At 44.3% G+C, this 22,031-nt stretch carries 17 protein-coding genes and 6 pseudogenes; 17 read left to right on the top strand and 6 right to left on the bottom strand.

Annotated features, from left to right (window positions below):
- The 5 genes and pseudogenes from JCM10512_RS11370 to JCM10512_RS11390 form a co-directional block, all read left to right on the top strand.
- Positions 1 to 687: pseudogene (locus JCM10512_RS11370) on the top strand (family 43 glycosylhydrolase); the annotation flags it as partial.
- A gap of 24 nt (positions 688 to 711) precedes the next feature.
- Positions 712 to 1,965 (top strand): DUF2264 domain-containing protein, encoded by a 1,254-nt coding sequence (locus JCM10512_RS11375; RefSeq protein ID WP_044163169.1) that lies wholly within the window; start codon positions 712 to 714, stop codon positions 1,963 to 1,965.
- A gap of 22 nt (positions 1,966 to 1,987) precedes the next feature.
- Complete coding sequence (locus tag JCM10512_RS11380; protein WP_394354207.1) at positions 1,988 to 3,031, top strand: glycoside hydrolase family 43 protein; 1,044 nt, start codon at positions 1,988 to 1,990, stop codon at positions 3,029 to 3,031.
- A gap of 3 nt (positions 3,032 to 3,034) precedes the next feature.
- Positions 3,035 to 4,327 (top strand): alpha-l-rhamnosidase, encoded by a 1,293-nt coding sequence (locus tag JCM10512_RS11385; protein ID WP_044163174.1) that lies wholly within the window; start codon positions 3,035 to 3,037, stop codon positions 4,325 to 4,327.
- A gap of 16 nt (positions 4,328 to 4,343) precedes the next feature.
- A pseudogene (locus JCM10512_RS11390) lies at positions 4,344 to 5,505 on the top strand (glycoside hydrolase family 88/105 protein).
- Here the strand turns inward: JCM10512_RS11390 and JCM10512_RS11395 are convergent.
- The 4 genes and pseudogenes from JCM10512_RS11395 to JCM10512_RS11410 all read right to left on the bottom strand — a co-directional run bounded on the left by JCM10512_RS11395 (position 5,473) and on the right by JCM10512_RS11410 (position 8,503).
- On the bottom strand, positions 5,473 to 6,486 hold the full coding sequence (locus JCM10512_RS11395; protein WP_044163178.1) for a GNAT family N-acetyltransferase: 1,014 nt from the start codon (positions 6,484 to 6,486) through the stop codon (positions 5,473 to 5,475). The pseudogene JCM10512_RS11390 and the gene JCM10512_RS11395 overlap by 33 nt on opposite strands.
- A gap of 13 nt (positions 6,487 to 6,499) precedes the next feature.
- A pseudogene (locus JCM10512_RS11400) lies at positions 6,500 to 7,414 on the bottom strand (DUF2156 domain-containing protein).
- Between the two features lie 58 nt (positions 7,415 to 7,472).
- Positions 7,473 to 8,168, bottom strand: a complete 696-nt coding sequence (locus JCM10512_RS11405; protein WP_044163180.1) for an LrgB family protein — start codon at positions 8,166 to 8,168, stop codon at positions 7,473 to 7,475.
- Positions 8,165 to 8,503 carry a CidA/LrgA family protein gene (locus JCM10512_RS11410; RefSeq protein WP_044163182.1) on the bottom strand — a complete coding sequence of 113 codons (339 nt, stop codon included), beginning with the start codon at positions 8,501 to 8,503 and terminating at the stop codon, positions 8,165 to 8,167. Before JCM10512_RS11410 ends, JCM10512_RS11405 begins: the two co-directional genes overlap by 4 nt.
- A 191-nt stretch (positions 8,504 to 8,694) precedes the next feature.
- Between JCM10512_RS11410 and pta the strand changes: the two genes are divergently transcribed.
- The 6 genes and pseudogenes from pta (at position 8,695) to JCM10512_RS11440 (ending at position 14,105) form a co-directional block, all read left to right on the top strand.
- Positions 8,695 to 9,714: a phosphate acetyltransferase gene (pta, locus tag JCM10512_RS11415; RefSeq protein ID WP_044163183.1), complete on the top strand. Its 1,020-nt coding sequence runs from the start codon at positions 8,695 to 8,697 to the stop codon at positions 9,712 to 9,714.
- A 26-nt stretch (positions 9,715 to 9,740) separates the two neighbouring features.
- Positions 9,741 to 10,943, top strand: coding sequence for an acetate kinase (locus tag JCM10512_RS11420; protein ID WP_044163186.1), 1,203 nt, complete (start codon positions 9,741 to 9,743; stop codon positions 10,941 to 10,943).
- Between the two features lie 181 nt (positions 10,944 to 11,124).
- Positions 11,125 to 12,213 carry a glycosyltransferase family 2 protein gene (locus JCM10512_RS11425; protein ID WP_044163188.1) on the top strand — a complete coding sequence of 363 codons (1,089 nt, stop codon included), beginning with the start codon at positions 11,125 to 11,127 and terminating at the stop codon, positions 12,211 to 12,213.
- Between the two features lie 20 nt (positions 12,214 to 12,233).
- A pseudogene (gene radC, locus JCM10512_RS11430) lies at positions 12,234 to 12,928 on the top strand (RadC family protein).
- A gap of 45 nt (positions 12,929 to 12,973) precedes the next feature.
- On the top strand, positions 12,974 to 13,285 hold the full coding sequence (locus JCM10512_RS11435) for a metal-sulfur cluster assembly factor (RefSeq protein ID WP_044163191.1): 312 nt from the start codon (positions 12,974 to 12,976) through the stop codon (positions 13,283 to 13,285).
- 56 nt (positions 13,286 to 13,341) lie between these two features.
- A pseudogene (locus JCM10512_RS11440) lies at positions 13,342 to 14,105 on the top strand (UDP-2,3-diacylglucosamine diphosphatase).
- A 668-nt stretch (positions 14,106 to 14,773) separates the two neighbouring features.
- Here JCM10512_RS11440 and JCM10512_RS11445 read toward each other — a convergent pair.
- Both JCM10512_RS11445 and efp read right to left on the bottom strand, forming a co-directional pair.
- A pseudogene (locus JCM10512_RS11445) lies at positions 14,774 to 16,173 on the bottom strand (alkaline phosphatase).
- Between the two features lie 104 nt (positions 16,174 to 16,277).
- Complete coding sequence (gene efp, locus JCM10512_RS11450; RefSeq protein ID WP_044163192.1) at positions 16,278 to 16,844, bottom strand: elongation factor P; 567 nt, start codon at positions 16,842 to 16,844, stop codon at positions 16,278 to 16,280.
- 188 nt (positions 16,845 to 17,032) lie between these two features.
- Between efp and rpmH the strand changes: the two genes are divergently transcribed.
- From rpmH to JCM10512_RS11480, 6 genes are all read left to right on the top strand, one after another.
- Positions 17,033 to 17,197 carry a 50S ribosomal protein L34 gene (gene rpmH / locus JCM10512_RS11455; RefSeq protein ID WP_044163193.1) on the top strand — a complete coding sequence of 55 codons (165 nt, stop codon included), beginning with the start codon at positions 17,033 to 17,035 and terminating at the stop codon, positions 17,195 to 17,197.
- A 232-nt stretch (positions 17,198 to 17,429) separates the two neighbouring features.
- A complete protein-coding gene (locus tag JCM10512_RS11460; RefSeq protein WP_044163196.1) occupies positions 17,430 to 18,077 on the top strand; it encodes a PASTA domain-containing protein in 648 nt (215 codons plus the stop codon).
- Between the two features lie 25 nt (positions 18,078 to 18,102).
- Positions 18,103 to 19,176 carry an RluA family pseudouridine synthase gene (locus JCM10512_RS11465; protein WP_044163299.1) on the top strand — a complete coding sequence of 358 codons (1,074 nt, stop codon included), beginning with the start codon at positions 18,103 to 18,105 and terminating at the stop codon, positions 19,174 to 19,176.
- Entirely contained in the window at positions 19,173 to 20,147 is a 975-nt protein-coding gene (locus JCM10512_RS11470) for a D-alanine--D-alanine ligase (RefSeq protein WP_044163198.1), read from the top strand. The genes JCM10512_RS11465 and JCM10512_RS11470 overlap by 4 nt, the downstream gene beginning before the upstream one ends.
- Before the next feature lie 17 nt (positions 20,148 to 20,164).
- Positions 20,165 to 21,313 carry a myosin/kinesin family protein gene (locus tag JCM10512_RS11475; RefSeq protein ID WP_044163300.1) on the top strand — a complete coding sequence of 383 codons (1,149 nt, stop codon included), beginning with the start codon at positions 20,165 to 20,167 and terminating at the stop codon, positions 21,311 to 21,313.
- Positions 21,310 to 22,020 carry a NigD1/NigD2 family lipoprotein gene (locus JCM10512_RS11480; RefSeq protein ID WP_044163200.1) on the top strand — a complete coding sequence of 237 codons (711 nt, stop codon included), beginning with the start codon at positions 21,310 to 21,312 and terminating at the stop codon, positions 22,018 to 22,020. The genes JCM10512_RS11475 and JCM10512_RS11480 overlap by 4 nt, the downstream gene beginning before the upstream one ends.
- Positions 22,021 to 22,031 lie beyond the last annotated feature (11 nt).

A 22,031-nucleotide genomic window follows, 5' to 3' on the forward strand; every position in this document is an offset into this window, starting at 1 on the left:
TCCTTTTCGTTTTATCCGTTCCGGACGTGTCAATCCGGGCATCTATCCACAGAACATGAGTAAGCAAGAGCGAAAGCAGAAATGGAATTTCTCTGCATATAAGGAGTGGTGGACGCTCAGTGGTATGTGGCAATTGAGAAAGGCCTGTTTGTGAAACGAGATTTGCAGGGAGGACAGATGTCAAGGGATATGACGTTGTTTATGGATGATGACGGAAAAGCATATCATATCTATTCTTCAGAGGACAACCTTACCTTGCAGATTGCCGAACTAACCGATGATTATCTTAATCATTCCGGAAAATACATACGCATCTTTCCCGGAGGACATAATGAAGCACCGGCCATCTTTAAAAAGAACGGAGTCTATTGGATGATAACTTCCGGCTGTACGGGCTGGGAGCCTAATAAAGCTCGCTTATTAACAGCTACGTCTATCTTCGGGGAATGGAAACAACTGCCCAATCCGTGTGTAGGAATAGATGCCGATAAAACCTTTGGCGGACAAAGTACATACATTTTACCGATACAAGGTACGGATAGTTTGTATATCTTTATGGCGGATATGTGGCGCCCGGAGAGTTTGAAAGATTCTCGTTATATGTGGTTACCTATTCAATTTGACGAGAATGATATACCTTTTATTGAATGGAAAGATAGGTGGAATACTGAGCTTGAACGTATATAATAAAGGAAATATAAAATTAGAATCATGAATTTGAATAGACTGTATATTGGTATATTGATTGCCGTATTATTACTGCCATCAATGGATTTGTCGGCAAAGAAGAAACCGGTAAAAGAACCGACTGAACGTGAATTGTGGACGGGAGTGCTGTATCAGATGGCTGCACCGGTACTTAGTAATATGAGTGAAGGCAAACTTCAACAAAATATGTTGGTAGAACTTAGCCCGACTTGGGACGGACGAAATAAAAAAGTCACTTATATGGAGTGCTTCGGACGGTTGATGGCAGGTCTGGCTCCCTGGATATCTCTACCGGATGATGATACTGCGGAAGGTGTACAACGGAAACAAGTACGTGAATGGGCCTTGAAAAGTTATGCACAGGCTGTTGATCCGGAAAGTCCGGACTATTTATTGTGGCGCAAAGAAGGGCAAACACTGGTCGATGCGGCCTATATTGCAGAGAGCTTTTTGAGAGGATATGATGCACTTTGGTTGCCGTTGGATGATCTGACTAAGAAACGCTATATTGAAGAGTTCACGCAACTCCGTCGTGTAGATCCTCCCTATACCAATTGGTTGTTATTCTCGGCGATGGTAGAATCTTTTCTACGCAAGACAGGAGCTCCTAGTGATACCTATCGCATCGCATCGGCTTTGCGAAAAGTAGAAGAGTGGTATGTCGGCGATGGCTGGTACTCAGACGGACCGGGATTTGCTTTCGATTATTACAATAGCTTTGTATTGCACCCGATGTATATGGAGCCTTTGGAGATCATGACTCAAGGAGGTAAGAATAAGGTCTGGAATATGTCGGAGTGTAATTACGGCCGTGCTTTGAAACGGATGCAGCGTTTTGGAATGATCTTGGAACGTTTTATCTCGCCCGAAGGTACACTTCCTGTCTTTGGACGTTCCATTACGTATCGAACAGGTACCTTACAGCCTTTAGCTATGTTGGCTTGGCGCGAATGGTTACCCAAAGAATTACCGAATGGACAGGTGCGTGCAGCTATGACTGCTGTAATCAAGCGCATGTTCGGCGATAACCGTAATTTCAATGAGAAGGGTTTTCTTACATTAGGATTTAACGGCAAACAACCGAATATATCCGATTGGTACACGAATAATGGAAGCCTTTATATGGCCTCACTGGCTTTCCTACCTTTGGGACTCCCGGCAGATCATCCATTTTGGACAGACCCTGCACAGTCTTGGACTTCGAAAAAGGCTTGGGAAGGCGAGGACTTTCCCAAAGATCATGCGTATTATGAATAACATTAGATAATAGATGGAAATGATGAAGTATGTGAATAAACTGCTGTTGGTAGCAGTCGTTTGTGTGGGACTCTTCCCGGCACAGCAGCTTAGTGCTCAGAAGAATAAAAGTTTTATTCCCGGAGAAGTGTGGCGTGATACGGATGGCAATCTCATCAATGCGCACGGTGGAGGATTGCTCTATCACAAGGGAACCTATTATTGGTATGGAGAGTATAAAAAAGGGCAGACGATCTTACCGGATTGGGCAACCTGGGAATGCTATCGTACCGATGTAACCGGTGTTGGCTGTTATTCTTCCAAAGATCTATTGAACTGGAAGTTTGAAGGCATCGTGCTTCCGGCTGTCAAGGATGATCCAGAGCATGATTTGCATACGTCTAAAGTATTGGAGCGTCCCAAAGTTGTTTATAATAAGAAGACCGGGAAGTTTGTGATGTGGGCACATGTAGAGAGTGCCGATTACAGCAAAGCTTGTGCAGGAGTCGCTGTTTCGGATACACCGAACGGAGAGTTTACCTATTTAGGTAGTTTTCGCCCGAACGATGCTATGAGCCGGGACCAGACCGTATTTGTCGATGATGATGGCAGAGCTTACCAGTTTTATTCTTCCGAGAATAATGCGACTATGTATATCAGCCTGCTGACAGACGATTACCTCAAACCGAGCGGACGTTTTACGCGTAACTTTATCAAAGAGTCTCGGGAAGCTCCTGCTGTTTTTAAGCATGAAGGTAAATACTATATGTTGAGTTCAGGTTGCTCGGGATGGGATCCCAATATTGCTGAGATTGCTGTTGCCGATTCTATTATGGGTACTTGGAAAACCATCGGTAACCCTTGTACAGGCCCCGATGCAGATAAAACATTCTATGCACAGAGTACGTATGTGCAGCCTGTGATGGGAAAGAAAGGTGCATACATTGCTCTATTTGACCGTTGGAAAAAGAAAGATATGGAAGATTCGCGGTATGTGTGGCTTCCGCTATTCATAGAGAAAGGCGAGATCACGATTCCATGGCATGCTAAATGGGATATGAGTGTTTTTGATAAAAAGAAAAAATAAAAGATGAGACATCTGCTGCTATCAATCTTTGGGCTGGCGTTTTTCACCCTCACCTGCTTCTCTCAACAGTTGGTTGAAGTAGGGAAGGGATATAGCCGTACCTCTGTGAATACTACGATATTCCGTAATAATTCATTGGTCACACATGGCAATGAACAGTATATTAGCTATTACGATTCCGATGGTTATTTGACTTTAGGCAAGCGTCAGCTAGGAGAAGAACAATGGCAGTTGCGTCGCTCACAATATAAAGGTAACGTAAAAGATGCGCATAATGTAATTAGCATGATGGTTGATGGAGAAGGCTATGTGCATATCTCTTTCGATCATCATGGACATCCACTGAACTATTGTCGCAGTGTTGCCCCCGGCTCCTTGGAGTTGGGAGATAAAATGCCGATGACCGGGAATGACGAAGGGAATGTTACTTATCCGGAATTCTACTCTTTGGCAGGCGGTGATCTTTTGTTTGTCTATCGCTCCGGATCCTCCGGCCGCGGAAACCTGGTGATGAACCGTTACTCACTTAAAGAGCACACTTGGACACGCGTACAAGATATTTTGATTGACGGCGAGAATGAGCGTAATGCATATTGGCAGCTTTATGTCGACGAACGCGGGACTATTCACCTATCGTGGGTGTGGCGGGAAAGTTGGTTGGTAGAGACTAACCATGATCTTTGTTATGCCCGTTCTTATGATAATGGTGTGACCTGGTATAAGACGAATGGCGATCAATATGAACTCCCAATTAAGATGTCGAATGCGGAATACGCTTGCCGCATTCCGCAAAACTCGGAGCTGATCAACCAGACCAGTATGAGTGCAGATGCAAAAGGAAATCCGTATATCGCCACTTATTGGCGGGACCTGGATAGCGAGATACCTCAATATCGCATGATTTGGCATGATGGTAAAAAGTGGCATCAATATCAGGTCTCTGATCGAAAGACACCCTTTACGTTAAAAGGCGGTGGTACAAAAATGATTCCGATTGCTCGCCCACGTATTGTGGTTGATGGGAAGAAAGTGTACTATATCTTTAGAGATGCGGAACTAGGCAGTCGTGTTTCTATGGCATATACCCGGAATGTAGGTAAAGGGAAATGGGCAGTAGCGGACTTGACAAACTTTTCGGTAGATGCCTGGGAACCTTCGCATGATACGGAGTTGTGGAAGCAGCAACGGAAATTGCATCTCTTTGTGCAGCATACTTCCCAAGGAGACGGTGAACGTACGGTGGAGGTGGAACCACAAATGGTTTATGTGGTCGAAGTCGATTTAAGTATTAAGTAAATAATAGTAGAACCTGATGAAGAAGATTTATATATTTCTTTCTTTGGCCCTGTTTTGGGGACATACCGTTCTTGCGGGTTGTGTGGAGAGCGAAGCCCGTTCTTCGAAAGCAGTGATTGAGATTATCCACAAAGTGAATAACTATTGGCAAACCACTCACCCTAAGCATGGACGTGCTTTCTGGGATAACGCAGCTTATCACACGGGCAATATGGAGGCCTATTTCTTAACAGGCAAGCCGGAATACCTGCAATTCTCTAAAGACTGGGCCGTGCATAACGAGTGGAAAGGTGCCAAGTCGGATAATAAGGCGAATTGGAAATACGGCTATGGAGAGAGTGACGATTATGTACTCTTTGGCGATTATCAGATTTGTTTTCAGGTCTATGCCGATTTATATAATCTGGAGCCGGATGCGTATAAGATTGCCCGGGCCCGTGAAGTGATGGAATATCAGATGAGCACCCCTGAACGTGATTATTGGTGGTGGCTGATGGCTTGTATATGGTGATGCCGGTAATGACTAAACTGTATAACATTACTAAGAATCCGCTTTATCTGGAGAAGTTGCACGAATACCTGGAATACGCTGACAGCATTATGTATGATGATGAGGCCGGACTCTATTATCGGGACGGGAAGTACGTATACCCTAAGCATAAAAGTGCGAATGGAAAGAAGGACTTCTGGGCGCGTGGTGACGGCTGGGTACTGGCCGGGCTAGCCAAAGTCTTGAAGGATCTTCCCAAAGAAGATAAGTACCGTCAGCATTACATCGAACGTTTTCGTAGGTTGGCCGAATCAGTAGCCGCCTGTCAGCAACCGGAAGGATATTGGACGCGCAGTATGCTTGATCCTACACATGCTCCGGGGCCGGAAACCAGTGGAACCGCATTCTTTACCTATGGTTTGCAGTGGGGAATCAACAATGGTTTTCTGGATTCTAAACGCTACCAACCGGTTGTGGAAAAAGCATGGAAGTATTTATCTAAAGTAGCTTTACAGCCTGACGGTAAAGTAGGCTATGTACAGCCTATCGGTGAGAAAGCCATACCCGGACAAGTTGTCGACGCGAATTCTACATCTAACTTCGGTGTGGGAGCTTTTCTCTTGGCAGCCTGTGAGCGGGTACGTTATCTGAATAACTAATTCAACATCAAACTCATATAAGGATTTAGCCGTTCAAAAACTTTGGCGGTTAAATCACTTATGTTCATTTGTACGTGAGCACCTGGAAGGCGTTGGTCGCTGAACATGCATCGTCCGCCATATAGATAATAATATCCACTGTTACCAGTCAACTGTTTATCCGTGAGTTCCAACTGCATTTTCTCTTCGGGAAAAGCGGAAGCATACAACGTCAGTACCTCTTTGGCATTAATGATACGAGCCATACCCAGCCGATGTAACTCTTGTGTGTTATCATCGGGAGGAAGGAGCTGCGTTATATGATTACACCCGGTATGCTTTTTAATGTGGTGCAACAAACAATGCTCAATATCTTTATTGTCTGCAATAAACTCATTGATAATAAGCTTTTTCCCTCTCTTATATGCAATGGCTACCCCGTCCACGCTGCCATCTTGCCTAGCCGTAAACAGATATCCACCGCTAATTGGCAGATCGGCCATGATTACTTGAAAATCCGCTTGCGTATGCTGGATGCAATAAGGGCGTTTGGCCAGTTGTGCGTTTAGATACTGATAAACATCTTCTTCGTATTCAGTAATGGTATCAACCGAAACCTCTTTGGAAGGAATGAAGTCGGGAATTGTGCTTTCTTTGATTGCATGGCGAAAAACCGGAGCATATCCCATCCGTGCATAATAGTCGAACAACCAAGGTTCGGCAGGTATCAACGTACTGAAATATATCCGGTGCCGAAACATGCGAGTGAAAGCCTGTGAAAGAAGTTCGCGCATGATGCCGTTTCCCCTGAATTCCGGATGCGTACAAGCCCCCGAAATGTAAGAGGTGTGTACCGTATGCCCACAGAAGGTCATAGGGTATGGAAGCATCTGAAGGGCGGAAACTACTTCCTCACCACTCCGTATAGCAATATTTACCTCATTGTTATAGCGTAAGCGGAAATACATGTCGATGAATTCCTCGCTATCGTTAAAACAGAGCTTCCATAATGCTTTTACTTCTTCTTTCATAGTTCGTTGCAGATTACCATTTTACCATTTCCATTGGACAGGTTTGTAGCATGCCATATATTTCTCTAGAATAATTGTGGGTTGGTAAGATAGTTTGGCTTTACGAAGTCCTTCAATCCCAAGATCTTCTTCCCGATTGATATACGTATATTGTTCCGGAATACGGCTGGAAAATTCGTAGTTGATCATAGCGTATGCACCATCGATGGAAGTATCAGCCTTCTCTACATGTACACCGAAAGTGTCCTTGTTGATAGGCATTCCAAAGGTGAAAGCTACGATTTTGCCATCCACATGTAAAATGCCTCCGGTCAATCCCAATGCTTCAAAATTGTGCAAGGCATAAATCAATGCACGACGTTCGTTACCGGTACCCTCTTGTTGGTCGCAGTTGTTTACTTTACACCACTCAGCCTCCAGTTCCATACACTCTTTGATACGGTCGGGCGTAATGGGCGTGTACTCATAATTAGGGTAAGAGTTGCGAAAACGATTAATATGATTCCGTTTAGCTTGGAATTTCTTTCCTTTCAGCGTAGCGAGGTCACTACGCAGATATATATAATCGGCATAGTCACGGTCGGCAGTAAATTGAAACTGTTCCGGCATGGTGTCTTCCAGTTCATTCCGCATTCCTGTGCATACTCCCAATATACAAAACGGCTGATTCTCCTCAGTCGCATCGTTGATGAGCTTTTGTAACACATCTTTCGGATTACCTGTACCCACAGGCATCATATAGCTAATTTATCTTCAGCCAGAACTTGAAAACCAGGAAATTATCTACAATCGCGAACTTCGTGTTATAGAGAAATCGCCAACTACATAAGTTTGAAAAAGAAAGATCACAATTCCGGCGGGAACTGTTCATTGTATAAGAGGTTATTAAGTCTTTATCTGCTAAAGTGATGTCTTTAAAATCAATCATGAAATGTTTATTACGTTTAACTATTAACTATATAACGCTGTAGACCGCTATTTTGTTGCTATAGCATGCCTAATAGTCGCAGAATAGTGGGAGTTAGCAAGGCGGTGAGTATCCCGTTTAGTGTTAGCCCCAGACTGGCATAAGCACCATACTTACTGCTGATATCCATGGCGGTAGAAGTACCTACGGCGTGAGCAGCCGTACCCATGGATAAGCCTTGCGCAATAGGACTCCCCACCCGCATTATTTTCATGGTTTTAAAACCACAAACAGCACCTAGTAAACCTACGCAAACCACTACAGCAGCCGTGAGTGAGGGGATTCCCCCGATGGACTTTGTTACTTCCATCGCTATCGGGGTGGTGACCGATTTCGACGCAAGTGAAAGGATTACTTCTTGCGAAGCTCCCAACAGTTTCGCTATTAGAACAACAGCGATAACTCCCACAACACAACCAGCTAACTGGGACAGTAAGATTGGTAGCAGTTGCTTCTTGATGGTCTCCAGTTGTAAGTAGAGGGGGACTCCCAACGCAACTACTGCCGGTTTAAGCCAAAACTCAATGAGGTGTCCTCCTTCATTGTATGTCTCATACGAGATGTTAGTTGTCTTTAAGAAAACAATGAGTATAGCTATGGTGAGTAGTATGGGGTTGAGTAAAACCAGCCCGGTTTTTTTCTGTAATAACTTAGCGAGGAAGAAGATCCCGAAGGTGATGGCCAGCAGGAAGAATTCATTTTCAAAGAAACTCATCTGATTTTACGTGTTAATTGGTGAACCCATCCGGTGACAGCAAGGACTAAGATGGTACTTACTAAAGTGGCAATTACAATCGGCCAAAATTGAGCGGCAATAATATCAAAATAAAGCATTAATGCCACTCCGGGAGGAACAAAGAAGAAACTGAGATTAGCCACTAGAAAGTCGGACATCCCCTGAACCCATTGCAGTTTAATCCATCCCAATTTTAGAAACAAGGTGAGAAACAGCATTCCGATAATGCTGGACGGGAGCTTTACGCCCGTGAGATAGACAAGAAGTTCACCTAAAGCCAAACAGCCAAATAAAATGGCGCACTGACGTATCATAACTATTACCTGTTGAATATTGAAAACCGTGCAAAGGTATGAAAAATAGGAATAACGTGTTAAATATTATAATATTTTAGAATAGGAAGCGAAAATAAGGCGAAATTGTAATGTGTATGTTGCAAAATTGAGTACTTTTGCACTGCAATTGATGCATACTACCAGAGTTTATATACATACATTATATTTCTATGCTTAATTTAATCAACCAGATTGTAGAGCGGGCAAAAGCTAACCGCCAACGCATTGTTCTTCCTGAAGGAACAGAGGAACGTACATTAAAAGCTGCCAATCAGATTTTGACAGACGAAGTTGCCGATTTAATTCTGCTGGGTAAACCGGACGAAATAAACGAACTTGCTGTGAAGTGGGGATTGGGTAATATTGGTAAGGCTACGATAATCGATCCGGAGGATTCTCCGAAACACGAAGCGTATGCACAATTGCTGTGCGAACTTCGTAAGAAGAAGGGGATGACTATCGAAGAAGCTCGTAAGCTTACTAATGATCCTTTGTTTTTTGGTTGTTTGATGATTAAAAGCGGTGATGCCGACGGTCAGTTGGCAGGTGCTCGCAACACGACCGGTAACGTGCTTCGACCGGCGTTGCAAATCATTAAAACAGCTCCCGGTATTACCTGTGTATCAGGTGCAATGCTGTTGTTAACCCATGCTCCCGAATGTGGAGATCACGGTGTTTTGGTAATGGGTGACGTAGCAGTTACTCCGGTTCCGGATGCGAATCAATTAGCTCAGATTGCAATTTGTACGGCAAAGACAGCTAAGGCGGTTGCAGGTATTGAGGTGCCCAAAGTGGCGATGCTAAGTTTCTCTACGAAAGGTTCGGCTTCACATGAAGTTGTTGACAAGGTAGTAGAAGCGACTAAAATAGCGAAAGAAATGGATCCTTCCTTAAACTTGGATGGTGAAATGCAAGCGGATGCCGCTCTAGTACCGGAAGTTGGTACAAGCAAAGCACCGGGTTCAAGTGTAGCAGGATATGCCAATGTGTTGGTTGTTCCGAGCCTTGAAGTTGGTAACATCTCTTATAAGTTGGTGCAACGTCTGGGACATGCGGATGCAGTTGGACCAATCTTGCAAGGAATCGCTCGTCCGGTGAATGACCTTTCACGTGGTTGCTCTATTGAAGATGTATACCGTATGATAGCCATTACTGCGAATCAAGCTATTGCAGCGAAGTCTGCCCAATAAATATTAATCATATAATTGTTGAAAAAATGAAGATTTTAGTATTGAACTGTGGTAGTTCATCGATTAAATATAAGTTGTTTGACATGACCGGTAAAGAGGTCATAGCCCAGGGAGGTATTGAGAAAATCGGACTGAAAGGTTCTTTCCTGAAACTGACTTTGCCTAGTGGCGAGAAGAAAGTATTGGAAAAAGATATTCCCGAACACACCGTAGGAGTTGAATTTATTCTGAATACATTGATCAATTCCGAATATGGAGCAATTCGTTCGCTTGAAGAAATTGGTGCAGTTGGCCATCGTATGGTACACGGCGGAGAGCGTTTTAGCGAATCTGTTCTGTTGAACAAAGAAGTATTGGACGCGTTTACAGCTTGCAACGACTTGGCTCCTTTGCACAACCCGGCCAACCTGAAAGGTGTGAATGCGATCTCTGCGATTCTGCCTAAGGTGCCACAAGTAGGTGTCTTTGATACTGCTTTCCACCAAACGATGCCGGATTACGCTTATCTATATGCTATTCCGTTTGAATTGTATGAGAAGTACGGCATACGTCGTTACGGTTTCCACGGAACATCTCATCGGTATGTATCCAAACGGGTATGCGAATTCTTGGGAGTGAATCCGGAAGAACAAAGAATTATCACTTGCCATATTGGTAACGGAGGTTCCATTGCTGCGATTAAAAACGGTAAATGTATAGATACCACCATGGGACTTACTCCGCTGGAAGGCCTGATGATGGGTACACGTAGTGGCGATATTGATGCCGGTGCAGTTACTTTTATCATGGATAAGGAAGGACTGAATACGACCGGAGTATCCAATCTGCTGAATAAGAAGAGTGGTGTACTCGGTATCTCAGGTGTATCTAGTGATATGCGCGAACTTCTGGCAGCTTGTGAAGCTGGTAATGAAAGAGCTATCTTGGCTGAGCAAATGTATTACTACCGCATTAAGAAATATATCGGTGCTTACGCAGCTGTTTTAGGAGGGGTCGATATCATCTTGTTTACAGGCGGTGTAGGCGAAAATCAGTTTGAATGTCGCCGTGACGTTTGTAAAGGACTCGAGTACATGGGCGTTGAGATCGACTACGAATTGAATGACAGAATCCGTGGAACGGAAACGGTTATTTCAACTCCGGCTTCCAAAGTCAAAGTATTGGTAATCCCAACAGACGAAGAACTGCTGATTGCTTCAGATACAATGGATATTCTGAGTCGGAAGTAAGAAGTACCAAGAATAGAATAAGTAAAGGCTATATTTCACGAAGACGTGGGATATAGCCTTTTTTAGTTGTTGTTGGTGTGGCTTTTGTAATAAAACCGTAGAAAAGATCCCGCTTCTCATTTTTTTTCCTTTTATTTGCATACACGATTCAAGTTATTAGCAGCCTAAAGCCGAAAATAGAATGCGCTATTCCGTTATTATACCTGTTTACAACCGTCCCGATGAAGTGGACGAGTTACTGTATAGCCTGACTACACAGACCTTTGAAGACTTTGAAGTCATTATTGTTGAAGACGGCTCCTCCATTCCTTGCAAGGAGGTATGCGACCGATATGCCGATCGTTTAAATGTCAGTTATTACTCCAAACCGAATTCCGGGCCGGGGCAAACACGTAACTACGGTGCCGAACGGAGTCAAGGAGACTACCTTATTATATTAGACTCGGATGTGATTCTCCCCGAAGGCTATTTTGCTTCGATCGAGGAAGAACTGCAAACCAGTCCGTCCGATGCGTTTGGAGGGCCTGACCGTGCTCATGAGTCTTTTACAGCTATTCAGAAAGCAATCAACTATTCGATGACCTCCTTCTTCACCACCGGAGGAATCCGCGGCGGGAAGAAGAAAATGGATAAGTTCTATCCCCGCAGTTTTAATATGGGCATTCGCCGTGAAGTTTATCAGACCTTGGGTGGGTTCTCGAAGATGCGCTTTGGTGAAGATATCGACTTTAGCATTCGTATTTTCAAAGGAGGCTATTCGTGTCGGCTTTTCCCTGGCGCTTGGGTCTATCACAAGCGCCGTACCGATTTGAGGAAGTTCTTCAAGCAAGTGCATAACTCGGGCATTGCGCGTATCAACCTATATAAGAAATATCCGGATTCATTGAAGATGGTCCATTTGCTACCGGGAATCTTTACGCTGGGAGTCGTTCTGCTCACCATCTTGTTTGGCGTAGGATTGTTGGGTGGGGTGTGTGCTCTTGTATGGATGCAGACAGCGGCTCATCGTTCGGTAACCGGAGAAGCGATTCTGCTGATGTGTTCCCTCTGGACCATGTTAATCGCTCTACTCCCTTTGCTATTCTACTCTTTGCTGGTTTGTGTCGATGCGGGTATCCGTAACCGGAGCTTCCGAATAGGGCTTTTATCTGTTGGGGCATCTTTTGTTCAACTAATCGGCTATGGAGCCGGCTTCTGGCGGGCATGGTGGAAACGCTGTGTATTGGGTAAGGACGAATTTGAAGCGTTTCGTCACAATTTCTATAAATAGTTTCATTAACGTATATCAGGATGGAAAACAAACACAAACTCTCCATCAATCAATGGGCCTTGGAAGACCGTCCACGTGAAAAGATGATGGAAAAAGGCACCGAAGCTTGAGTGATGCCGAATTGTTGGCTATACTCATTGGTTCCGGAAACACCGACGAGAGTGCGGTGGAGTTAATGCGACGGGTACTTTGCGCCTGTGATAATAACTTGAATACATTGGCTAAGTGGAAAGTGCGCGATTATTCACAGTTTAAAGGCATGGGCCCGGCAAAAAGCATAACCATCATGGCGGCGTTGGAACTGGGGAAACGTCGTAAACTACAAGAAACTAAAGAACGATTACGCATTGCTTGCTCGCAAGATATCTATCAACTGTTCCAACCCTTGATGTGCGATCTGGATCAGGAAGAGTTCTGGATATTGCTGTTGAATCAGGCAGGGCGTGTGATTGATAAAGTACGTATCAGTACCGGAGGAATTGATGGAACCTATGCCGATGTGCGTACCATTCTGCGGGAAGCGCTTATGCAGCGAGCCACGCAACTAGCGGCCGTTCATAATCACCCCTCGGGGAATGCGTCCCCCAGCCAAGCCGATCGCGTCTTAACGGAGCATATCCACAAAGCAACGGAGACCATGAACATTCATCTGATAGACCACGTTATAGTTTGTGAGGAGAAGTATTACAGTTTTGCCGATGAAGGACTGATCTGAATTCTTTTTATTTCTTATCTTTGCAACCATTAAAATACGAACGTTATGACCACATTTGAAATAGAAGAGAAAATAGTAAATATAATCAAGACCGTGTATGACCCTGAAATTCCAGTGAACATTTACGATCTTGGGTTGATTTATAAGATAGACGTTGCCGAAACCGGTGATGTTGTTGTTGATATGACTTTGACTGCTCCCAACTGTCCGGCTGCTGATTTCATTATGGAAGATGTACGCCAGAAAGTAGAATCGGTAGCCGGTGTGAAGTCAACCGTTATCAATCTGGTCTTCGAACCGGAGTGGGATAAAGATATGATGAGTGAAGAAGCAAAACTGGAACTGGGCTTTTTGTAAAAGAGTTCTCGTCTCCGGATGCTTTTCTATGTACCTAATCCTTTAATATCCGTCTTATGAAGAATGTTTATTTCCTTTCCGATGCACACTTGGTTCTCGTGCGATAGCGCATGGGCGTACACAAGAACGCCGTTTGGTGAATTTTCTGGATAGCATCAAGCATAAGGCTGCTGCGGTTTATCTACTGGGAGATATATTTGACTTCTGGTACGAATTCAAGTTGGTGGTGCCCAAAGGGTATACTCGTTTCCTTGGTAAGTTATCCGAGTTGACCGATATGGGGGTAGAGGTACACTTCTTTGTCGGCAACCATGATCTTTGGTGCGATGATTACCTTACGGAAGAGTGCGGGGTGATCATTCATCGCAACCCGTTGACAACCGAAATCTATGGAAAGGAGTTCTATCTGGCGCATGGTGACGGATTGGGCGACCCTGATAAGAAGTTTAAGTTGCTGCGTTATGCTTTTCGAAGCAAAACGTTGCGAACTCTTTTTTCCACCCTTCATCCCCGTTGGAGTATAGAACTCGGACTGTCGTGGGCTAAACGTAGCCGCTTGAAGAGGGTGGAAGGAAAAGAACCTGAGTATATGGGGGAAGATAAAGAATTCCTGGTTCTCTATACCAAAGAATATCTGCAAGGACACCCCAATATCAACTACTTTATCTACGGACACCGTCATATCGAATTAGATCTTATGCTCAGTGCCACCGCTCGGGTGCTTATCTTGGGGGATTGGATCAGTTACTTTTCTTATGCCGTGTTCGACGGTGAAAATCTGTTTTTGGAAAACTTTGTAGAGGGCGAAACGCAGTTCTAAACTTACGGACACGCCTGTATCTGTTTTATAGGCGATCAACTGACTGCAACTAAAGACTCGGATTACCCTAACCTAGTACTCAAGTTACTTCAGCCCGTACTTGGATTGAGTAAATCGAGCACTAGGCTGTTAATGCTTAATCTCTAGCTTGTTAATACTTAAGAAATAGGCTATTAATACTTGAACGTTCAAGTGTTAATAGTTGAGAACCCGTCTGTAAGAGCCTGATCTGCTGGAAAGAGGAACTCCGCGAAACCATTCAGAAACGCGTCTGTTCTTTTCACCCAACGTGTTTGCTCAAGGCCTACATCCTTCCTCTCTACAAGAAAGAAATAAAATTTCATCTCTCATGGTCTCATCATTTCTTGATTAATGCTCAGGTAATCAATCTGATATGCAATGAGAGATGTTTTCTGAAAGCGGTATCTCTCATCATTTTCCCGTATTTTTGCCCCTTTTTTAGCTTATCTCTCATCAATTTTGGACTTATCTCTCATTCAGTTTAAGCTGATTCCGGTATGATTTGATAAAAAAAGAACCGGACACCTTTTAAGATGCCCGGTTCTTGTGATGTAAAAGTATGCTTGTTTGAGTCTAAAAGACTGCTTCTTTTCGGTCAAAACACTATTTGTTTTGGAACAGCAGTTCTTTAGATCCCGGTATAATCTTTATTTATATCCGGCAACTTTAGCTATGCGTTTGGCAATTTCCGTATTGTCAATCTTCTCGCCGAAGAGTTGAGAACCTGCGCCAATGGCAAATACCGGGACATAGCCTCCGGAGTGTCCGCCGCTAGTCCAACCAACCATGCAATCTCATTGATTACCTCTTTGGCACACGCTGCTATCGGTTCGCTTTTAGAATACATGCTTTCGGCGAATACCACCTTGTTCTTCACGAAGGACTTGTCGAACTCATCATGCAGTCTTCTTTCCTGTTCCCAAGAGATCGGAAGCTTGCTCCAGAAACCCATCTCTTCACTTAAGAATGTTTTCATTTCTTCCCAAGTCACCTTATTCCCTTTTGATTTTCTAAGTTCGCTGATACGATTAGAAAGTCCGTCGGCAGAGTGTTTCTGATATTGCAATGCTTTCAGATTCAATTCGTATTTACCGGTACCCAATACAATGCCACCGGTCTCGTGGTCAGCGGTTATTACGATCAGTGTTTCTTTCGGATGTTTTTTGTAGAACTCGTAAGCTACCTTAACGGCTTGATCCATATCGTTTACTTCGTTGAATACAGTTGCCGCATCATTGCCGTGACAAGCCCAGTCGATTTTGCCGCCTTCTACCATCAGGAAGAAACCTTTATTCTTGCCTTTAGTCAGAAAGTCAACGGCACTTTCGGTTATCTGCGCCAGAGTCAGGTCGCCTTCTTTCCGGTCGATAGCGTAAGGCAGGCAGTCAGAGGCAGCACCTTCTTCCTGAATCAGAATCATCTTTTCTGCGGTGGAAGATTTGGCTTTATAATCATTATAACCACGTGCTACGGTGTAGCCGGCTTTGTCGAATACCGGGTAAATGCTCGGAGCTTCTTTCTTGTCGAAAGTAGTAGTAGGTTTCAGAAAACCGCTACCGGCATAGAAGTCGAAGTTTGCTTTTGGAAGATCGAGCGCGATTTCATAATACATATTACGATCCGGCTGATGTGCGTAGAAAGAAGCCGGTGTAGCGTGGTCTACGCTGACAGAAGTAGTAACGCCGACTTTCTTGCCGGATCTTTTTGCTTTTTCGGCAATTGTTACGATCGGGTTTTTGCTTTGATCTACAGAAATCGCACCGTTATACGTTTTGCTTCCGGTTGCCAAAGCAGTACCTCCGGCGGCCGAATCGGTAACCGAATTGGTAGCAGAGAACGTAGCCGCTACAGTAGCTACAGGAAATTGAGCAAAGGTTAGCGGTTCGATTCCAATGCGTCCGTTTTGAACTTCCGCATTATACATTTCCGTTCCGTTCACTTGGTTTACTCCCATTCCATCGCCGATGAAATAGAACACATACTTTGCCTGTCCATTTGCAACGACGGACACCATGACAAAGAGTAGAGCATAGAGTAGTCTCTTCATTGGATTATTTATTTAAAAGTTGTTTTTGGTTGGGGCAAAGGTAATAAAAAACGGCGGAAGTGCTGTTGCAAGTCCGCCGTTTCTTTATTACAATAAGATGACACTTATCCTTTGATGCGTCCTACATAAGAACCATCGCGTGTATCGATTTCAATTGTTTCACCTTCGCCTACAAACAAAGGTACACGTACTGTCGCACCCGATTCTACCGTAGCCGGTTTCAGGGTGTTAGTAGCCGTATCGCCTTTCAGGCCCGGTTCCGTATAGGTAATCTTCATTTGAACTTTGATAGGCATATCCGCGTAAAGTACAGTTTCGGCAGAAGCGTCAGAAACTACTTCCACTACCATGCCTTCCAACAAGAAGTCAACGCCGTTGATCAAGTCGTGAGCGATCGGATGTTGATCGAATGTCTCCTGATTCATGAAGATGTAATCGCCTCCTTCTTTATAAAGGAATTGGTATGGACGACGTTCTACGCGTACGTCTTCCAATTTTTCACCGATATTGAAGCGACGTTCGATTACGTATCCGCTTACTACGTCTTTCAGTTTGGTGCGCATGAAAGTGTTACCTTTACCAGGTTTTACGTGCAGAAATTCGATACAAAAATAAAGCTTTCCGTCCATACGGATACAAGTTCCGTTTTTGATGTCTTGAGCGTTAATCATACTTCTATGTTCTTATTTATAATGTTATTTAGTGATAATCATTCTTCTCGCAGCCGCAAAAGTAATCTAAATCAGTAAAAAACGCAAAACTTTTGAGCAAAAATGACTTATCTCTTGGAGATTTTAAAAAAAGTGTCTATTTTTGCAGCCCGATTACGTAGAATAATAACATAAAACAAGATACAGTAATGAAAAGAACATTTCAACCCTCTAACAGAAAGAGAAAAAACAAACACGGTTTCCGTGAGAGAATGGCAACAGCTAATGGTCGTAGAGTATTGGCTGCCCGTCGTGCAAAAGGAAGAAAGAAACTAACCGTTTCTGACGAGTACAACGGAGGAGTGAAAAACTAATCATTCCGTTTGTTAACGAAAACAATAAAAGCAGAGCGATACGCCCTGCTTTTATTGTTTATAGACGTTGACAATAGCCTGGTACCGATGAACGCGCTGCCGGTAGTAGAGCTAACGAATTTGATGCATCTATTATAGAAGGTTCTTTTTGCATCGGAAGACTTTTCATGCCAGTCATTTCCACAATTCAACTATTTTATCGTATCTTTGGCGCAGATTAACAGCAAAGAGTATGTCAATAAAAGATTTTTTTTCTTTTAAAACGAACAAGTTTTTTTGGATCAATATCATTGCTATGGTGATAGTAGTGATTGGTCTACTGTTTGTTACATTGAAAGGACTTGATGTATATACCCGTCATGGCGAAGCAGTCGTTGTGCCCGATGTGAAGGGTATGACGGTAGATGAAGCCACAAGGATGTTTCGCAACCATGGGATCAACTGTGTTGTTTCGGACTCTAACTACGTCAAGAATAAGTCGGCAGGCATCATTCTGGAGTTGAGCCCCGCAGCCGGTCAGAAAGTAAAAGAAGGCCGGGTGATCTATCTTACTATTAATACATTAAATATTCCCTTGCGTCCCATCCCCGATGTGGCGGACAATAGTTCTGTGCGACAAGCGCAGGCAAAGATCCTGGCAGCCGGCTTTAAGTTAGGCGAGATGCAGACCGTGAGTGGAGAGAAAGACTGGGTATACGGTGTGAAATATCAGGGGCGTCAACTTATGGCGGGTGATAAAGTTCCCTTGGGAGCTTCGCTGACGCTGATGATAGGTAATGGTACAACTGAATTCTTGGAAGAAGATTCAGTCGATACGTCAGCTACCGATGAGAAACCCGTTGCATCGGAAACGGCAACAGAGGACAACAGTTGGTTCTAACTTGATAAAACAGATACTGCTTAACATGAACGAGGACGAATTACCGGACGAACTGGAAAATGACATTGACGATATAGAGCCCATCGGCGACGAAAGTCAATTGTACGAACATTTTCGAGTAGTGGTAGACAAGGGGCAGGCAATGGTACGGGTCGACAAATACTTGTTTGAACGTATTGTCAATGCTTCGCGCAACCGCATCCAGAAAGCCGCTGAAGGCGGGTTCGTGATGGCCAACGGCAAACCGGTGAAGAGCAACTACAAGGTGAAGCCGCTCGACGTTATTACCGTCATGATGGATCGGCCCCGGTACGAAAATGATATTATTCCCGAAGATATACCCCTGGACATCGTCTATGAAGATGACTATGTGATGGTGGTCAACAAGCCTGCCGGGCTGGTCGTACATCCCGGACACGGTAACTATAACGGCACGCTGGTCAACGCATTGGCTTGGCATATGAAGGATACACCCGGTTATGATGCCAATGATCCGCATGTCGGTCTTGTGCACCGTATCGATAAAGACACTTCCGGCTTACTCGTAATAGCCAAAACGCCTGATGCCAAGACAAACTTAGGCATTCAGTTCTATAATAAAACCACGAGCCGTAAATACCAGGCACTTGTGTGGGGCACGGTAGAGCAAGACGAAGGTACCATTGTCGGTAGCCTTGCCCGTAATCCGAAAGACCGGATGCAGATGGCAGTTATGGCCGATCCGGAGACAGGCAAACATGCGGTAACTCATTATCGGGTGTTAGAACGGTTAGGTTATGTCACATTGGTGGAATGTATACTCGAAACGGGGCGTACACACCAGATTCGCGTTCACATGAAGTACATCGGCCATACGTTGTTTAACGACGCACGTTACGGCGGACATGATATTCTAAAAGGAACTCATTTTAGTAAGTACAAACAATTTGTAAACAATTGCTTCGACACTTGTCCCCGACAAGCTTTGCATGCCATGACTTTGGGATTTGTACATCCCGCAACCGGTGAGGAGATGAATTTCACATCCGAACTTCCGGAAGACATGACTCGGCTTATCGAGAAGTGGAGGGGCTATATAAGTAATCGAAATTTAGAATGAAGCGCACAATTGCCATTGTAGGGGGAGGGGATACCTCCGAGTTTTACGTGTCTCTGCGTAGTGCACAGGGCATCTACTCCTTTATTGATAAGGAGAAATACACATTGTATATAGTTGAAATGCAAGGGCTTCGTTGGGAAGTACAATTGTCGGACGGTACAAAAGCGCCGATAGACCGGAACGATTTCAGCTTTCAGAACGGAGCAGAGAAGGTGAAGTTTGACTTCGTCTACATCACCATCCATGGTACTCCGGGTGAAGACGGACGACTGCAAGGCTATTTTGACCTGTTGCAGATACCCTACTCCTGTTGTGGCGTACTGGCGGCGGCTTTGACATACGATAAGTTCGCGTGCAACCAGTATTTAAAATCGTTTGGTGTTCGTGTTGCCGAATCTCTACTCTTGCGTCAGGGACAAGCCGTGTCCGATGAAGACGTTATTGAGAAAATTGGTTTGCCTTGCTTCATCAAACCTAGTCTGGGGGGATCCAGCTTCGGTGTTACCAAGGTAAAAGATAAGGAACAGATACAACCAGCCATTGCCAAGGCTTTCGAAGAGGCTCAGGAAGTTGTAGTCGAAGCCTTTATGAATGGAACGGAACTGACTTGCGGGTGCTATAAGACGCTCGATAAATCTCTCGTCTTCCCGCCTACCGAGGTTGTAACGCATAATGAGTTCTTCGATTATGATGCCAAGTATAACGGTCAGGTGGACGAAATCACCCCGGCACGCATTTCCGACGAATTGACCTTGCGCATACAGACCCTTACTTCAGCTATTTATGATATATTGGGCTGCTCCGGTATTATCCGCATCGACTATATTGTGACGGCCGGTGAAAAGATCAACTTATTGGAGGTAAATACGACTCCGGGAATGACAGCGACTAGCTTTATACCGCAGCAAGTGCGAGCTGCCGGGCTGGATATTAAGGAGGTCATGACCGATATAATAGAAAATAAATTTTAAGATTAGCGTTTTATATGGTGGATATTACAGAGTTTGATGAGATTCGTCCTTATCATGATGAGGAACTTCCTCCGATTTTTGAGGAGTTGATTGCCGATCCTGCTTTTCAAAAGGCAGCCTGCGAAGCAGTACCGAACGTTCCATTTGAACTTCTGGCACAGAAGATGCGTACCTGTAAAACTAAATTAGATTTTCAGAAAGCATTTTGCTATGGTATCTTGTGGAAAATAGCGGGAGATCATACCGATGGCCTGACTTTAGACCATACGGCTTTGCCCGATAAGAGCAAGGCTTATACCTATCTATCCAATCACCGGGATATTATTCTCGACTCCGGCTTCTTATCCATTCTACTGGTCGATCAGGGGATGGACACGGTAGAGATAGCCATTGGGGACAATTTATTTGTTTACCCATGGATAAAGAAGTTGGTGCGGGTAAACAAATCCTTCATTGTGCAGCGAGCCTTAACGATGAGACAGATGTTGGAGGCATCGACCCGGATGTCGCGCTATATGCACTATACCATTGCCGAGAAGAATCAGTCCATTTGGCTGGCACAACGTGAAGGCCGTGCCAAAGACTCGAACGACCGTACGCAAGACAGTGTGCTCAAGATGTTAGCAATGGGAGGTGAAGGCGATGTAGTCGATCGCTTGATCGAGATGAACATCGCTCCTCTGGCTATTTCGTACGAATATGATCCTTGCGACTTCCTGAAAGCTCAGGAGTTTCAATTAAAGAGAGACATCGAGGGATATAAGAAAACTACGCAAGATGATCTGCTCAATATGGAAACGGGACTGTTCGGATATAAGGGAAAGGTTCATTTTCAAGCTGCACCTTGTCTGAATGAGCAACTGAAAGGATTGGACCGTACAGGGCCTAAGGTAGAGCTCTTTACGCGGATATCCACACTTGTCGATCAGCAGATTCATCGTAACTATCGAATCTATTCGGGCAACTATGTCGCTCACGATCTCCTCGCTGGAACGCATGAGTTTGCATCTCATTATACAGCGGAAGATGAGAAGCGTTTTGAGACTTATATCGACAATCAGCTAAAGAAGATTCAAATTCCGAATAAAGATGAAGACTTTTTGCGTGAGAAATTGTTATTAATGTATGCCAATCCGTTGACTAACTATATAGCTGCTTGCCAATGAGGGGACTGAAATTGCATATCATTTGTTTTTGGGCGCTGTTACTTACCGTGACGGCCTGTGGTGATGATGAATATTATTATCCATCGGTACAACTCGAGTTTGTAACTGTAGAAGCAGGAGCAGACGGAACTCTGCAACGGCTTATTCCCGATAAGGGTGAAGCCTTGCCGATTTCTAAAGATCGTACAGGTTCTACAATTGCCTCTAATAGTTCCAGACGTGTGTTGAGCAACTATGAGAAGGTATCTTCGGGTGGAGTCAGCTCCGCTGTGATTTATGCCGTTCAGTCTCTGGTGGCTCCGGAACCTAAGTCGAGGAATGAGGATCCCTATAAAGATGGAGTGGTAACCGATCCGGTAGACGTGACCAGTATCTGGCTCGGAGGAGGATACCTCAATATGATCTTGAACCTGAAAGTAAAAGGTGATGTGCAGCATGTCTTCGGTATGGTAGAAGAAGAAGTGATCGAGGAAACTCCTTTCGAAACGGAGGTGACTCTGTTGCTCTATCACAATGCGAGTGGTGATTTGGAATGGTACAACCGCCGGGCTTACATCTCCGTTCCTCTGGCTAAATATGTAAAAGAGGGCCAAACGAAAAAGGTAACAGTTCGATTTAAATATTACACGTATGATAAGGCGGGTAATAAGGTTGAAGAAGATAAATACATGGAACCGGGATTTGATTATGTGGTTTCAGGCAATTGAATAAGTAGAAG

This window comes from Bacteroides reticulotermitis JCM 10512, assembly GCF_000517545.1.
Lineage (GTDB): Bacteria > Bacteroidota > Bacteroidia > Bacteroidales > Bacteroidaceae > Bacteroides > Bacteroides reticulotermitis.